General features: G+C 65.9%; 16 protein-coding genes. 11 read left to right on the forward strand and 5 right to left on the reverse strand.

Going from position 1 to position 14,952, the window contains the following annotated elements:
- Window positions 1-1,058: DNA mismatch repair endonuclease MutL (gene mutL, locus EJC49_RS01565; protein WP_126697704.1), on the reverse strand; the 1,058-nt coding region annotated here is incomplete at its 3' end.
- A gap of 145 nt (window positions 1,059-1,203) precedes the next feature.
- Here mutL and EJC49_RS01570 point away from each other — a divergent pair.
- From EJC49_RS01570 to EJC49_RS01590, 5 genes are read left to right on the forward strand one after another with little or no spacing between them, the layout of a single operon-like run.
- Window positions 1,204-2,754 (forward strand): trimethylamine methyltransferase family protein, encoded by a 1,551-nt coding sequence (locus tag EJC49_RS01570; protein WP_126697705.1) that lies wholly within the window; start codon window positions 1,204-1,206, stop codon window positions 2,752-2,754.
- Window positions 2,755-2,779: 25 nt separating this feature from the next.
- Window positions 2,780-3,220, forward strand: coding sequence for a hypothetical protein (locus tag EJC49_RS01575; RefSeq protein ID WP_126697706.1), 441 nt, complete (start codon window positions 2,780-2,782; stop codon window positions 3,218-3,220).
- 56 nt (window positions 3,221-3,276) lie between these two features.
- Window positions 3,277-3,507: a hypothetical protein gene (locus EJC49_RS01580; RefSeq protein WP_126697707.1), complete on the forward strand. Its 231-nt coding sequence runs from the start codon at window positions 3,277-3,279 to the stop codon at window positions 3,505-3,507.
- Window positions 3,504-3,800, forward strand: coding sequence for a type II toxin-antitoxin system RelE/ParE family toxin (locus tag EJC49_RS01585; RefSeq protein ID WP_126697708.1), 297 nt, complete (start codon window positions 3,504-3,506; stop codon window positions 3,798-3,800). The genes EJC49_RS01580 and EJC49_RS01585 overlap by 4 nt, the downstream gene beginning before the upstream one ends.
- Window positions 3,801-3,808: 8 nt before the next feature.
- The gene (locus EJC49_RS01590; protein ID WP_126697709.1) at window positions 3,809-5,857 is read left to right on the forward strand and encodes an NADH:flavin oxidoreductase; all 2,049 of its coding nucleotides are present in this window, start codon (window positions 3,809-3,811) and stop codon (window positions 5,855-5,857) included.
- Here EJC49_RS01590 and EJC49_RS01595 read toward each other — a convergent pair whose 3' ends face one another.
- Window positions 5,858-7,948 (reverse strand): putative bifunctional diguanylate cyclase/phosphodiesterase, encoded by a 2,091-nt coding sequence (locus EJC49_RS01595; protein ID WP_170314564.1) that lies wholly within the window; start codon window positions 7,946-7,948, stop codon window positions 5,858-5,860. It abuts the gene before it with no gap.
- Between the two features lie 233 nt (window positions 7,949-8,181).
- Between EJC49_RS01595 and EJC49_RS01600 the strand changes: the two genes are divergently transcribed.
- From EJC49_RS01600 to tdh, 5 genes are all read left to right on the forward strand, one after another.
- Window positions 8,182-9,399 (forward strand): acyl-CoA dehydrogenase, encoded by a 1,218-nt coding sequence (locus EJC49_RS01600; RefSeq protein ID WP_126697711.1) that lies wholly within the window; start codon window positions 8,182-8,184, stop codon window positions 9,397-9,399.
- A 119-nt stretch (window positions 9,400-9,518) separates the two neighbouring features.
- Window positions 9,519-10,706 (forward strand): glycine C-acetyltransferase, encoded by a 1,188-nt coding sequence (locus tag EJC49_RS01605; RefSeq protein ID WP_126697712.1) that lies wholly within the window; start codon window positions 9,519-9,521, stop codon window positions 10,704-10,706.
- Window positions 10,707-10,748: 42 nt separating this feature from the next.
- Window positions 10,749-11,012 (forward strand): ribbon-helix-helix domain-containing protein, encoded by a 264-nt coding sequence (locus EJC49_RS01610; protein WP_210211734.1) that lies wholly within the window; start codon window positions 10,749-10,751, stop codon window positions 11,010-11,012.
- Complete coding sequence (locus EJC49_RS01615; protein WP_126697713.1) at window positions 11,009-11,326, forward strand: type II toxin-antitoxin system RelE/ParE family toxin; 318 nt, start codon at window positions 11,009-11,011, stop codon at window positions 11,324-11,326. Before EJC49_RS01610 ends, EJC49_RS01615 begins: the two co-directional genes overlap by 4 nt.
- A gap of 22 nt (window positions 11,327-11,348) precedes the next feature.
- Window positions 11,349-12,383, forward strand: coding sequence for an L-threonine 3-dehydrogenase (tdh, locus tag EJC49_RS01620; protein WP_126697714.1), 1,035 nt, complete (start codon window positions 11,349-11,351; stop codon window positions 12,381-12,383).
- Between the two features lie 3 nt (window positions 12,384-12,386).
- Here the strand turns inward: tdh and EJC49_RS01625 are convergent, their stop codons facing one another.
- From EJC49_RS01625 to EJC49_RS01635, 3 genes are all read right to left on the reverse strand, one after another.
- The gene (locus EJC49_RS01625) at window positions 12,387-12,788 is read right to left on the reverse strand and encodes a type II toxin-antitoxin system VapC family toxin (RefSeq protein WP_245453219.1); all 402 of its coding nucleotides are present in this window, start codon (window positions 12,786-12,788) and stop codon (window positions 12,387-12,389) included.
- Complete coding sequence (locus tag EJC49_RS01630; RefSeq protein ID WP_126697716.1) at window positions 12,788-13,243, reverse strand: type II toxin-antitoxin system Phd/YefM family antitoxin; 456 nt, start codon at window positions 13,241-13,243, stop codon at window positions 12,788-12,790. Before EJC49_RS01630 ends, EJC49_RS01625 begins: the two co-directional genes overlap by 1 nt.
- An 86-nt stretch (window positions 13,244-13,329) precedes the next feature.
- The gene (locus EJC49_RS01635; protein WP_245453220.1) at window positions 13,330-13,800 is read right to left on the reverse strand and encodes a MarR family winged helix-turn-helix transcriptional regulator; all 471 of its coding nucleotides are present in this window, start codon (window positions 13,798-13,800) and stop codon (window positions 13,330-13,332) included.
- A gap of 98 nt (window positions 13,801-13,898) precedes the next feature.
- Between EJC49_RS01635 and EJC49_RS01640 the strand changes: the two genes are divergently transcribed.
- Complete coding sequence (locus EJC49_RS01640) at window positions 13,899-14,912, forward strand: fumarylacetoacetate hydrolase family protein (RefSeq protein ID WP_126697717.1); 1,014 nt, start codon at window positions 13,899-13,901, stop codon at window positions 14,910-14,912.
- Window positions 14,913-14,952 lie beyond the last annotated feature (40 nt).

Here is a 14,952-nt window from a genome sequence, read left to right on the forward strand (position 1 = left end):
GCCGGTGCGGCGCCCGGCCTGAACGCAGCCATCATGCCGGCCGTGCCGGACGTCGCCGGCCGCATGCCGGCCTCGGCGAGGGCCTGGCGGATCGCGCCGATGATCAGCCCGCGCACGAGACCGGGATCGCGGAAGCGCACGTCGGCCTTGGCCGGGTGGACGTTGACGTCGACCAGCCCCGGATCGAGCGTCAGGAACAGGGCGCCGATGGCATGGCGGTCGCGCGGCAGCACGTCGGCATAGGCGGCGCGGATGGCCGCCGCGATCTGGCGGTCGCGCACCGGCCGGCCGTTGACATAGGCGAACTGCATCAGCGCGTTGGCGCGGGTAAACGACGGGATCGACACCTGGCCGGCGAGATGCACGCCCTCGCGCATCGCGTCGAGCGCCAGTGCGTTCCTGGGGAAGTCATCGCCCAGCACCTTCGCCAGCCGGCGCAGGCGGCCGTCCTCGTCGTCGGCTTCCGCCGGCAGGTCGAGCCTTGTGCGGTCGGTGCCCGTCAGCGTGAAGCGCACGGCGGGAAAGGCGACCGCGATGCGCTTGACGACGTCGCCGATGGCCGAGGATTCCGCGCGTTCGCCCTTCATGAACTTCAACCGCACGGGCGTGGCGTAGAAGAGGTCGCGCACCTCCACCTGGGTGCCGCGGTTGGCGGCGGCGGGGCGCAGCGCGGAAACCCTGCCGCCTTCCACCGCAATCTCCATCGCCTCCTCGGCGTCGGCCGTGCGCGAGCGGATGGTCAGCCGCGACACCGAGCCGATCGAAGGCAGGGCCTCGCCGCGGAAGCCGAGCGAGCGGATGTCGTGGATGTCCTCGGACAGCTTGGAGGTGCAGTGGCGCGACACGGCGAGCGGTAGTTCCGCGGCCGGAATGCCCGACCCGTCGTCGACGACGCGGATCAGGTTCAGCCCGCCGCCGGCCGTGGCGATCTCGACGCGCGATGCGCCGGCGTCGAGCGCGTTCTCGACGAGTTCCTTCACGACGCTGGCGGGTCGCTCGATGACCTCGCCGGCGGCGATCTGGTTGATCACGGTCTCTGACAGCTGGCGGATCGGCATCCGGGCCTTCTAGCCGGATTCGGCGGGCGCCGCGAGGGCCGCCTGGCGGAGAGGCGCAAACAGGCCGGACGACGGCGCTGCTCGGGCTATCGACACGCGCCGCCCGCGCACTAGGCTTCGACCAGGGATGCCGGGAGGTGCGACGATGTCCATGGTCGAGAACGGTCCGTCGAGGCGCGAGCGCTCCGGCCGTACCGCCAGGCGCGAGCAGCGCAGCCATGGCGATCGCGGGCTCGGCCGCCCCTATATCGTCCGCAACATCCCGACCTACGACGTGCTGTCGGAGGAAAACCTCGTCCGCATTGAGGCCGCCGCCGACCGGATTCTCGCCGAGATCGGCATCGAGTTCCGCGACGATCCGGTCGCGCTTGATCATTGGCGGAAGGCAGGGGCGTCGGTCGAGGGCGAACTGGTGCGGTTCGAGCCGGGCCTGCTGCGCGAGGTGCTGAAGACCGCGCCGTCGCGCTTCACCCAGCATGCCCGCAATCCCGCGAAGTCGGTCGAGATCGGCGGCAAGTCGGTGGTGTTCTCGCCGGCCTACGGCTCGCCCTTCGTCATGGACCTCGACCGGGGACGCCGCTACGGCACCATCGAGGACTTCCAGAACTTCATCAAGCTCGCCCAGTCCTCGCCCTGGCTGCACCATTCGGGCGGCACCATCTGCGAGCCGGTCGACGTGCCGGTCAACAAGCGCCACCTCGACATGGTCTATGCCCATATCCGCTACTCCGACCGGCCCTTCATGGGCTCGGTGACGGCGGAAAGCCGGGCGGAGGAGTCCATCGACATGGCGCGCATCGTCTTCGGCGAGCGCTTCGTCGACGAGAACTGCGTCATCCTCGGCAATGTCAACGTCAACTCGCCGCTGGTGTGGGACGCCACCATGACGACGGCGTTGCGCGCCTATGCCCGCGCCAACCAGGCCGCCGTCGTCGTGCCGTTCATCCTCGGCGGAGCCATGGGGCCGGTCACCAATGCCGGCGCCATCGCGCAGTCGCTGGCCGAGACCATGGCCGGCTGCGCGCTGACGCAGCTCGAGCGGCCGGGATGTCCGGTGATCTTCGGCAACTTCCTGTCGTCGATGTCGCTGCGGTCGGGCTCGCCCACCTTCGGCACGCCGGAGCCGGCGATCGGCTCGATGGTGATCGGCCAGTTGGCGCGCCGGCTCAATCTGCCGCTGCGCTGCTCGGGCTCGTTCACCACCTCGAAACTGCCGGACGCGCAGGCGATGAACGAGAGCACGATGTCGATGCTGGCGGCGGTGCACTGCGGCGCCAACTTCATCCTGCATTCGGCGGGCTTTCTCGACGGGCTCCTGTCCATGTCCTACGAGAAGTTCGTGATGGACGCCGATTTCTGCGGTGCGCTGCACACCTATCTCGACGGGGTGGTGGTCGACGACAACCAGCTTGCGCTCGACGCCTTCCGCGAGGTCGGGCCGGGCAGCCATTTCTTCGGCTGTGCCCACACCATGGCCAATTACGAGACCGCGTTCTGGGATTCTTCCATCGCCGACAACGAACCTTTCGAGAAGTGGGAGGCGGCCGGCAGCGAGGACGCCGCCACGCGCGCCAATCGCAAATGGAAGCAGATGCTGGCCGACTACGAGGCGCCGCCGTTGGACGAGGCGGTCGACGAGGCGCTGCGCGACTTCATTGCGCGCCGGAAGGCGACGATGGATGATGCGTGGTATTGAGTCTCCTTTCCGAACAGGCCTCCTGATGAAATTCGTGCTTGCCGCCTCCCTTCTCTTCGCCTCGGCCTTCGCGGCCCAGGCCGGTCCCGCCGCCGACGCCGTGGCGGCCTTCTACAAGAATCCCGACGTTGCCTTCGACGCGGATCAGCGTGACCGTTTCGTCGATCCCGCCCGGGCGCTGCTCGACGCCAATGACCGTTTGTGGGAGGAGCAGCAGGAAGCCTGCATCGGCTTCTCCTTCGTCATCGACGGACAGGACTGGGACGAAGACGAGATCGCCAGCACGCTCGAGCTGTCCGAATCCGTGCAGGGCGACGGCGCGATCGTCATGGCCCGCTTCTCCAATTTCGGCGAGACGCGAACCCTCGAGTGGACGCTGGAGCGTTCGGGCCGGGCCTGGCGGGTCGCCGACGTCATGTCGCTCCAGGGCGACTGGCGGTTGAGCGAACTGACGTGCGGCGGTTGACGGGCACTGGCGCCCCGCCCGTGGCGCGCGACGCCTCGAAATGCTAGGACGAACACATGACGCGACTTCTCGAAATCGCCATCGAGGCGGCCCGCCAACTCGAACCCGCCGAGCAGGACGAACTCGCCCGCGCGATCATGCAGATCGTCAACGGGGGGGATGAGGGCGTCTACGTGCTCTCGGACGAGGAGCGGGCGGCGGTCGAGGTGGGGCGCCAGCAGGCCGCGCGCGGAGAGTTCGCGACGGAAGAGGAAATCGAGGCGCTCTTCGAGAAGTACGCTCAGTGAAAACGCGCCTGTCGCGGGCAGCCGCGGAGGATCTGAAAGATATTCTCGTCCACCTCTCCTCGCAAACGCCTTCGGCGGTGCGCGGTTTTCGCGACAGGTTTCGACGCGTGAGAACACAGATCGGCGACTTTCCGCAGACGGGCTACCAAACGGACGATCCTTCGTTGCGAAGCATCAACCTGGGGCGCTATCCCTATCTCGTTTTCTTCGAGCCTTTCGAAGACAATATCGTCATCATGCGTATCGTTCACGGTGCTCTTGATCCCGAAACCCTGCCAGCCAGGCCTCGCTAGCTCGATTGATGTTTTCCACCAACGACCCGCTTCTCCAGCCCTATGCGTTGAAGCACCTCACGCTGAAGAACCGCGTGATGTCGACGAGCCACGAGCCGGCCTATTCGGCCGACGGCATGCCCAAGGAGCGCTATCGGCTCTACCATGCCGAGAAGGCCAGGGGCGGCATGGCGCTGACGATGACGGCGGGCTCCGCGCTCGTCTCCCGCGATAGTCCGGCCGCCTTCGGCAATCTCCACGCCTACAAGGACGAGATCGTGCCGTGGCTGTCCGAACTCGCGGACGCCTGCCACGAGCACGACTGCAAGGTGATGATCCAGCTCACCCATCTCGGCCGGCGGACGGGATGGAACAAGGCCGACTGGCTGCCGGTCCTGTCGGCTTCGCCGGTCCGCGAACCGGCGCATCGCGCCTTCCCTAAAGAGGCCGAGGACTGGGACATCGAACGTATCGTCGCCGACTACGCGTCGGCCGCGCAGCGGATGAAGGCGGCCGGGCTCGACGGAATCGAGTTCGAGGCCTACGGCCATCTGCTGGACGCCTTCTGGTCTCCAGCCACCAACCGGCGCGACGACGCCTATGGCGGTTCGCTCGAAAACCGAATCCGCTTTTCGATGCAAGTCCTTGATGCGGTTCGTGAAGCGGTCGGCAAGGAATTCATCGTGGGCATCCGCATGGTCGCCGACGAGGATTGGGACAAGGGTCTGTCGCGCGACGAAGGCGTGGAGATCGCCCGGTGCATCGCCTCCTCCGGCAAGGTGGATTTTCTCAACATCATCCGCGGCCACATCGAAACCGACGCAGCGCTGACCGACGTCATTCCCATTGCCGGCATGCGCTCCGCTCCGCATCTCGATTTCGCCGGCGACGTGCGGGCGCAGGCCGGCATCCCGGTGTTTCACGCCGCCCGCATCGCCGACGTGGCCACCGCCAGGCATGCGATCGCGACGGGCAAGCTCGACATGGTCGGCATGACCCGCGCCCACATTGCCGATCCGCACATCGTCGCCAGGGTGATGGCGGGGGAGGAGCACCGCATCCGGCCCTGTGTCGGCGCGACCTATTGCCTGGATCGCATCTACGAAGGCGGCGAGGTGCTGTGCATCCACAATGCAGCGACCGGACGCGAAGCGTCCATTCCGCACGTCATCGCCCGAACGGGCGGACAGACGAAACGCGTCGTCGTGGTCGGCGCCGGGCCGGCGGGGCTCGAAGCGGCGCGGGTCGCGGCAGAGCGAGGCCACGGCGTGACCGTGCTCGAAGCCGCATCCCAGGCCGGAGGGCAGGTCAGGCTGGCGGCGCTCAACCCGCGCAGGAGAGAGCTCATCGGCATCGTCGACTGGCGGCTGGCCGAGCTGGAACGGCTCGGTGTCGAGATCCGCACCAATGTCTGGGCCGAAGCGGCCGACGTGCTGGCGCTGGCGCCGGACGTGGTCGTCGTGGCTACCGGGGGCATGCCGCAACTGCCGGAGCTCGCGCAGGGCGACGACCTGGTCACGTCGAGCTGGGACGTCATCGGGGGCGGGGTCGTGCCCGCCGAGAGCGTTCTCGTCTATGACGACAATGGCGGCCACCCGGGAATGACGGCAGCAGAACTGATGGCTGTGGCTGGCTCCACGGTCGAACTCGTTTCGCCGGAGCGTTTCTTCGCGCCGGAAATGGGCGGCATGAACCATGTGCCCTACATGGCCGCCTTTCATCGTCATGGCGTGCTGGTGACAATCAACACCAGGCTCGTCTCCGTCCATCGCGACGGCAACATGCTGGTGGCGGTGCTGGGGTCGGACTTCGACAAGCGTTGGCGCGCCGAGCGGCGGGTGCAGCAGGTGGTCGTCGAGCACGGCACGGCGCCGAACGACGATCTCTACCACGCGCTGAAACCCGAATCGCGAAATCTCGGCGCGGTCGATTACGAGAAACTGGTTGCAGGCGGTCCGGTGTTTCCCGATCGCAATCCCGAAGGCGGCTTCACGCTGTTCAGGATCGGCGACGCGGTTGCGTCGCGCAACATCCACGCGGCGATCTACGACGGAATCCGTCTGACGCTTCGCGCCTGATCACGCGGCGTCGCGACTGCCCGTTCGTCCTCTCTTGGCGTCGGCGCGGGCTCGCGACGGGCCAGCCTTCAGCCACGAGGTCATGGCCTCTTCGGGCATTGGAAAGGCGACGCCGAACCCCTGGACCTCGTCGCAGCCAAGCGAGGCGAGCTCGTTCAGTTCGGCATCCGTCTCGGCCCCCTCGGCGATGGTGCCGATGCCGAGCCGATCCGCGAGATCCACCACGGCGCGCACGATGTGCGCATTCTGGTCGTTCTCGTGGATGTTCTGGACGAAGCGGCGATCGATCTTGATCCGGTCGATTTGTCGCGGGTCGACATGGGTGAGCGAGGCGTAACCGGTGCCGAAGTCATCGAGCTCCAGGTGGATGCCGGCCGTGCGGATCGTGCGCAAGGTCGACGCAATGCCGGTCTTCTCGTCGTCGAGGATGACGGATTCGACGATTTCGAGGGCCAGCTTGTCGGGCGGCAGCTGCGTCTCGGCAAGCGCGTCGAACAGGAAATGGGCGAAGTCCTGCTGGGCCAGCTCGCTGCCGGAGGCGTTGAGCGCGAGACGGCCGAAATCGAGGCCTTGGCGATGCCAGCGTGCCGCCACCGCGATGGCTTCGCGAAAAATGATGCGGCCCACGGCGGGCATCAGCCCGGATTTCTCGGCGATCGGCAGGAAGACCGACGGCGGCACGAAATCGCGACCCGGTGGCCGCCAGCGGACGAGCGCTTCGATGCCGGTCACATGGCCGCCGCTGAGGGAGACCTGAGGCTGGAAGCTCACGGTGAAATCGCGACGGGCGATCGCCATGACGAGGTCGCGCTCGATCTCTCGGCGTTCGTCCTCTTCCCGTCGCAGTTCCTCGGTGAAGAAGGAGTAGGTGCCGCCTCCCGCCTTCTTGGCCGCGTAGAGCGCGACATCGGCATGGTTGAGCAGTCCGGACGGCTCGTTTCCATCCTGGGGGAAAAATGCGATTCCGGCGCTCGCGTCCGCATGAATGGTCTGGCCCTCGAAGGCGATCGGCTGGTTGATCAGGCGCAGGATCCGTTCGGTCATCGCTGCCACCGCCTCGTCCTGCTCGACCCGCGGCACGATGATGACGAACTCGTCCCCGCCCAGGCGCACGCAGACATTGCCCGGCGATCCGGCGCGTCGCATGCGCTGAGCCGTTATCGACAGCACGTGGTCGCCGGCGGCATGGCCGAGCGTGTCGTTGACCTGCTTGAAGCGGTCGAGGTCGAACTGGATCACCGCCAGTCGGCTGCCGGATGCGGCCGCCTCTTCCAGGAAGGCGCCGAAGCGATAGTTCAGGAAGACCCGGTTGTGCAGGCCGGTCAGCCCGTCATGGATGGCGTTGTGCGCCATGGCGTTGCGCGCCTGGACCAGCTGGTCTGTGCGCTGGCCGATGAGATGCGACATCGGCCGGAAGATGAACAGCGCGACGAACACGAGGACGAAGAGCGTTCCGCCGAACAGGGCCGTGTGGACCGAGACGAGACCGGCTAGCCGCTGGCGCGCGAGAGCCGACAGGCGCTCGCGCAGGGCGGAATAGCCGTCCATGGTCGCGGTCGCCAGCCGCTCGTCCAGCTGCGCCCGTTCCTTCCCCGCGCGATACTGGAGTTTGCCGCCTTCGGGCGTGCTTTCGGTCTGGAGAGCGGCGATCAACCGCCAGCTGTTGGCCGCGAGACCATCGGAAAAATACTCCAGGTGATAGGGCTGGGCGTAGAGAACGTTCTCGATCGTGTCCGGGTCCAGTCGTGCCGTGGAGGTGTAGACGGCGCCCGTCTCCGCCAGCAGGTCGGCATAGTTGCGTTCGAACGCTTCCGTCGCGGTGCGCAGGGACTGGATCAGGGCAGGCCTGCGCTCGGCCGGCGCGCTCTGCGCGGCATTGGCAAGGAAGACGATGCGCTGCGAAAGCGCGCGCTGGGTCTCGGCGATCGAGACGACATGCTCCTCTTGCTGCTGCTCGCGGATCAGGTGGTTCAGGAGGACGAACGAGGTGAGTACCATCGACCCGATGATCACGAGGGCCACGACGTAAGCCCTCTGGATCATCTTCACCGGCTTCAGCAGGCCGGCAGCTAGGCCCGGCAGTCTCAACATGTGCGCTTGGCCCCCGCCGCTGCTTTTCCTCGCCTCGAACGCTAGCCGGCGCCGGTTAACCGGTGGATATCGAATGATCGAATCCGGACCCGCATGGCCGCAAATTCCGTCAATGGTTAGCGAAAGCTTGCCTTCCCGAAGCCGGAATTTGCCGGATGCGGTCATAGACCGCTTTCGCAGTCGGCCCGTCATGCATTAAGAGGGGCGAGACACATGACGAGGATCTCATCACCATGAACATCCAGAATCCGCCATCCAAGGGGACGCTCGCCGCCTTCGCCTGGGAAGATCCGTTCCTTCTCGAAGACCAGTTGACGGAAGACGAGCGGATGGTTCGCGACGGCGCGGCGGCCTTCTGCGCCGACCGTCTCGCGCCACGGGTCGAAGACGCCTATCTGTCGGAAACGACCGATCCGGCGATCTTTTCCGAGATGGGCGAGGCCGGCCTGCTGGGCATCACGGTGCCGGAGGAATATGGCGGGCTCGGCGCCGGCTACGTGACCTACGGGCTGGTCGCGCGCGAGGTCGAGCGCATCGACAGCGGCTACCGCTCGATGATGAGCGTGCAGTCCTCGCTGGTCATGTATCCGATCCAGGCCTACGGCTCGGAGGCGCAGCGCCGCAAGTACCTGCCGAAGCTCGCATCCGGCGAATGGATCGGCTGCTTCGGCCTCACCGAGCCCGACGCCGGCTCCGATCCCGGCGGCATGAAGACCCGTGCCGAGAAGATCGACGGCGGCTACCGGATTTCCGGCGCCAAGATGTGGATCTCCAATGCGCCGATCGCCGACGTCTTCGTGGTGTGGGCGAAGCTCAAGGGCGAGGATGGCCGCGACGAGATCCGCGGTTTCGTGCTGGAGAAGGGGATGAAGGGCCTGTCGGCGCCGAAGATCGAGGGCAAGCTGTCGCTGCGCGCGTCGATCACCGGCGAGATCGTGATGGCCGGGGTGGAGGTCGGCGACGACGCGCTCCTGCCCAACGTGTCGGGGCTGAAGGGTCCGTTCGGCTGCCTCAACCGGGCGCGCTACGGCATCTCCTGGGGCGCGATGGGCGCGGCGGAGGATTGCTGGATGCGGGCGCGGCAGTACGGGCTCGACCGCAAGCAGTTCGGCAAGCCGCTGGCCGGCACGCAGCTCTACCAGAAGAAGCTCGCCGACATGCAGACCGAGATCGCGCTGGGGCTCCAGGGTTCGCTTCGTGTCGGGCGGCTGATGGACGCGGGCAAGATGGCGCCGGAGATGATCTCGATCGTCAAGCGCAACAATTGCGGCAAGGCGCTCGACATCGCCCGCCAGGCCCGCGACATGCATGGCGGCAACGGCATCCAGATCGGCTACCACGTGATGCGCCACGCGCAGAACCTCGAGACCGTCAACACCTACGAGGGCACGCACGACGTGCATGCGCTGATCCTCGGCCGCGCGCAGACGGGGTTGCAGGCGTTCTTCTGAGAGGGATGACGCTTTGGAGCGGATGGCGGGCGGGCGCATGGCCGCGCCCGTCGCATTTGCGGTAGCCAACGGCCGCGGACGGCGCGAAGATCGATCCCAGCCAAGGAGACCACGCGTCGATGAGCCAGTCGTTCCTCTCCCATCTCTCCGCCGAACTCGAAGGGCTGAAGGCGGCCGGCCTCTACAAGTCCGAGCGCGTCATCACGTCGATGCAGTCGGCGCGGATCGAGGTGGCGGGCGAGACGGTCCTGAACTTCTGCGCCAACAACTATCTCGGCCTCGCGGATTCGGAGGAACTCCGCGAGGCGGCGAAGGCCGGGCTCGACCGCTACGGCTACGGCATGGCCTCGGTGCGCTTCATCTGCGGCACGCAGGAGGAGCACAAGCAGCTCGAGGCCCGCATCTCGTCCTTCCTCGGCTTCGAGGACGCCATCCTCTACGGCTCCTGCTTCGACGCCAATGGCGGCCTGTTCGAGACGCTGCTTTCCGAGGAGGACGCGGTGATCTCCGATGCGCTCAACCATGCCTCGATCATCGACGGCGTACGCCTCTCCAAGGCCAGGCGATTCCGCTATGCGAACAATGACATGGCGGCGCTGGAAGAAGAACTGAAGAAGGCGGACGGCTGCCGCTTCAGGCTGATCGCCACCGACGGCGTGTTCTCGATGGACGGCATCATCGCCAATCTGGCCGGCGTCTGCGATCTGGCGGAGAAATACGACGCGATGGTGATGGTCGACGACAGCCATGCGGTCGGCTTCGTTGGCCGGCACGGGCGTGGCTCGGCCGAGCATTGCGGCGTCGAGGGCCGCGTCGACATCGTCACGGGCACGCTCGGCAAGGCGCTGGGCGGGGCTTCCGGCGGCTATACCACTGGAAAGCGCGAGGTGGTCGACTGGCTGCGCCAGCGCTCGCGACCCTATCTCTTTTCCAACACGCTGATGCCGGCCATCGCCGCCGCCTCGCTGAAAGTCTTCGACATCGTCGAGCAGGGCGACGACCTGCGGGCAAAGCTCACCGCCAATGCCGAGCGGTTTCGCACATCGATGACGAAGGCGGGCTTCCGGCTGGCCGGCGCCGACCACCCGATCATCCCGGTGATGATCGGTGATGCATCGCTCGCCGGCCGGATGGCCGAGATGATGCTGGCGCGGGGCATCTATGTCGTCGGTTTCTCCTTTCCCGTGGTGCCGAAGGGCCAGGCGCGGATCCGGACGCAGATGTCGGCCGCGCACTCGTTCAAGGACATCGACCGGGCGGTGGCGGCGTTCGACGAGGTCGGGAAGGAATTGGGCATCATCGATTGATGTGCGACAATATCGAGAATATTGTCGATAAAGGAGATTTGCATGTCCGACATCATGAATCTGAACGTGCGCATCAGCGGATCGCTTCGGGATTTCGTCACCGAGACAGTCACCGATGGCGACTATGAGAACGTCAGCGAGTACGTCCGCGCCCTCATCCGTCGCGACAAGGAACGCGCGGAGCGTGAAGCGATGGAGGCCATGAAAGTCCGGCTGCAGGACGCGTTCGCGGTTGCTGACAGCGAGTACGAACACCTCTCGGCCGACGACTTAAGGCGGCGTGCGCTGGCCGGCACGAACCGGTGACGCGTTACTTCATTCAGCCGGCGGCATCGGCGCGGCTGGAGGAGATCTATCGACACACGTTTCGGCAGTTCGGTCCAGCACAGGCTGACAGATATCTCGACGGCGTCTTCGCCCTGTTCGAGGACATCGCCAAAAATCGTGTCGCGTGGCAACGCGTTCCTTCGGAATTTGGCGTCGACGGATTCTTCGCGCGCTACAAGAGCCATTTCATCTTCTGGAAACCGCGTGCCGATGGACAAATCGCAATCGTGGCGATTCTTCACCAGCGCATGGACCTCGCCCGCCGATTGCGGGAGGATGTCCCGGAACCCTGAACGTCACGGTGGGAGCAGACCAATGTCCAACATGATGCGCGCCCTCGTCAAAGCCAGATCCGAGCCCGGCATCTGGATGGAGACCGTGCCCGTTCCTGACATCGGGCCGAACGACGTCCTGATCAAGGTGAGGAAGACCGCGATCTGCGGCACCGACGTCCACATCTACAAGTGGGACGAGTGGGCGCGGAAGACGGTCCCGGTGCCAATGGTCACGGGGCACGAATTCGTCGGCACGGTCGCCGATTTCGGCTCGGCGGTGACCGGCTATCACGTCGGCCAGCGGGTGTCGGGCGAAGGTCACATCGTCTGCGGCCAGTGCCGCAACTGCCGGGCGGGCAGGGGTCACCTGTGCCGCAACACGCTGGGCGTCGGGGTCAACCGTCCGGGCGCGTTCGCCGAATATCTCTGCCTGCCGCAGCACAATGTCGTGCCGATCCCCGACGACGTGTCGGACGAGATCGCGGCTATCTTCGATCCGCTCGGCAACGCCGTCCACACCGCGCTCTCCTTCGACCTCGTTGGCGAGGACGTGCTGGTCACCGGCGCAGGGCCGATCGGCATCATGGGCGCGCTGGTGGCGCAGGCGGTGGGTGCGCGCAAGGTGGTCATCACCGACATCAACCCGACCCGGCTCGACCTCGCAAGGCGGCTCGGAATCCACCACGTGGTCGACGCCTCGGCCGAGAAACTCTCCGACGTGATGGCCCAGGAGGGCATGCGCGAAGGGTTCGACGTCGGGCTCGAGATGTCGGGTTCGGCGGTCGCCTTCCGCGACATGATCGACGCCATGAACAATGGCGGCAAGATCGCCATTCTCGGCATCGCGCCGACCGGATTCGAGATCGACTGGAACAAGGTCATCTTCAAGATGCTGACGCTGAAGGGCATCTACGGCCGCGAGATGTTCGAGACCTGGTACAAGATGATCGCGCTGGTGCAGGGGCCGCTCGACGTCTCGGGCCTGATCACGCACCGGCTCGGAGTCGACAGCTATATCGAGGGCTTCGAGGCGATGAAGAGCGGCAATTCCGGCAAGGTCGTGCTGGACTGGTGAGGCTCAGGCCGTGAAGGCGCAGCCTTCGGCGGCGGCCGCCGCGGCAAGCCGCCCGTCGAGCGTGGCGAGGGGAAGCCGCCGGCGGGTGGCGAGTTCGAGATAGGCGGCGTCGTAGAGTGTCAGGCGGTGGTTTCTGGCGAGTAGCATCGCTCTGTCGAGATCGATGTGGTTGTCGATGGCCACAGGGTGGGTGCCCAGGATCGCGAGCAACTCTTGCGTCGTCGCCGGATCGATGCGCCTGCGCCTTTCGGCGGAGAGCAGCGCGTTCCTGATTTCCATGGGCCATATTGCGGGCGCCACTGCGCCCGTCACCGAAAGCGAACGCACGATCGCATCCGCACGCTCACTGACTTCGTCGGGCAGTATCCATGCCAGGATGACGGACGCATCCATCACGAAGCTCATCAGTAGCGATGGCCTTCGTGCCGCATGGCGATGGCTTCATCGATGCTGATACCGGCCTTGGGCAACGATTCCCTCAGTTTACGCAGCCGCTCGATCGTCTCCGTACTTCTCGGCTTCGTGTCGCTTTCGGAAGCCGATGGACTGTCCGACGGACTGGAACTGACAGACCACGCTGAAGCCTCGGGCACCAACCTGGCGACGGGCCTGCCATCGCGTGTGATCACGATCGTCTCTCCCGCTTCGACGTCGTCGAGCAGATCGACCAGCTGCGATTGCAATTCGGATGAACGGACCTCACGCATGGTGGCAGGATAAGGCAGCCGAAGCGGGCGGTCAAACGCGGTGCCGTCGGACGAACGGGCCCGACCGTGGTCCAGTCCGGGTTCGCGCGGGCCTCCGGATCTTTGTTTGGGGGGCGCCCACGTCGTCGGACGGGCTTGGCCGATGCGCCACATCGGCCCGCGCCATCATTCTCGTGGATGACATCGCCGAACGAAAACAGTGAATCAGATTGGGAGCGACACCTTCCAGGTTACGTGCATCAACCCCCGACGAACCGCCGCTCGATTGCGGCGAGCCCGACAGAAAGGGCTTTTCGTTCGGCCGGGGCCAGCGTGCGAAGGAGGTCGGCTTCGAAGCGGCGCGCAAGCGGAACGAGTTCGGCATAGGCCTTCGCGCCCACCGGCGTGAGCGCCAGTCGTTCGACGCGCCGGTCTTCCGGGTCGGTTTCTCGCTTCAGCCAGCGGCGTTCCTCGAGCGCCGACACCGCCCGGCTCACTTTCGTCTTGTGCATGGCGGAGTCGCGGCCGACCTCGGTGGCCGTCATCGTGCCGTGCTGGCCGAGCGACGCCAGCAGCCGCCATTCCGGCCGGGTCAGGCCATGACGGGTCCGGTAGATCGTCTGGAAATCGCGGCTGACCGCCTCCGCCAGCCGGTTGAGCCTGTACGGAAGGAAATTCTCGAGTTCCAGACTTGCCGCCTCGTCGGCGCCATGCTCCATCTGATGTTCCATTCGGCCGTTGATGGTTACAAAGTCGACGGTTACGGATGCAACGAAATCGGCGACGGGTCAAACCGGCGTCCGCAACATGATCGAGGGAGCGACCCAAGGTGAAACTCGCCACATTGAAGAACGGCAAGCGCGACGGACGGGTGGTCGTCGTATCGAAGGATCTGACTCGGTGCACCGATGCGTCGTTCCTGGTGCCGACGCTTCAGGGCGCCCTCGACGACTGGACGCGGATCGCTCCCCACCTCGAGGCGCTGGCGGAGAGCCTGGAGCATGGTGCCGTGCCCTCCGAGCGCTTCCACGAGCATGACGCGCTGTCGCCGCTGCCGCGCGCTTTCCAGTGGGCGGACGGCTCCGCCTACGTCAACCATGTCGAACTCGTGCGCAAGGCGCGCAATGCCGAGATGCCCGAGACGTTCTGGACCGATCCGCTGATGTATCAGGGTGGTTCCGATTCCTTTCTTGCCCCGCGCGATCCGATCCGCATGGCGGACGAGGCTTTCGGCATCGACATGGAAGGAGAGGTGGCCGTCGTGGTCGATGACGTTCCCATGGGAGCGACCCGGGAGGAAGCCGCCGCCGCCATTCGCTTGGTGATGCTGGTCAACGACGTGTCCCTGCGCGGGCTGATCCCGGCCGAACTGGCCAAGGGCTTCGGCTTCTTCCAGTCCAAGCCGTCCTCGGCCTTTTCGCCCGTCGCTGTCACGCCCGACGAACTGGGTGAGGCCTGGGATGGTGGCAAGCTGCATCTTGCGCTGTGCGTCGACCTCAACGGCAAGCCGTTCGGCCGCGCCAATGCCGGCGTGGACATGACCTTCGACTTTCCGACGATCATAGCCCATGCGGCCAGGACGCGGCCATTGTCGGCTGGTGCCATCATCGGTTCGGGCACCGTCTCGAACAAGCTCGACGGTGGACCGGGCAAGCCCGTGTCGCAGGGCGGCGCCGGCTACTCCTGCATCGCCGAGATTCGCACCATCGAGACGATCGAGACCGGAAAGCCGGTCACGCCCTTCATGCGGTTCGGCGACGTCGTGCGGATCGAGATGAAGGACGCGGCCGGTCATTCGATCTTCGGCGCGATCGAGCAGACGGTCGAGAAGTACGAGCACTGACCATCTGACCGCCTTGCCCGGGCCGCTTTCGCAGCTAAGG

This window comes from Aquibium carbonis (genome assembly GCF_003970795.1).
GTDB lineage: Bacteria > Pseudomonadota > Alphaproteobacteria > Rhizobiales > Rhizobiaceae > Aquibium > Aquibium carbonis.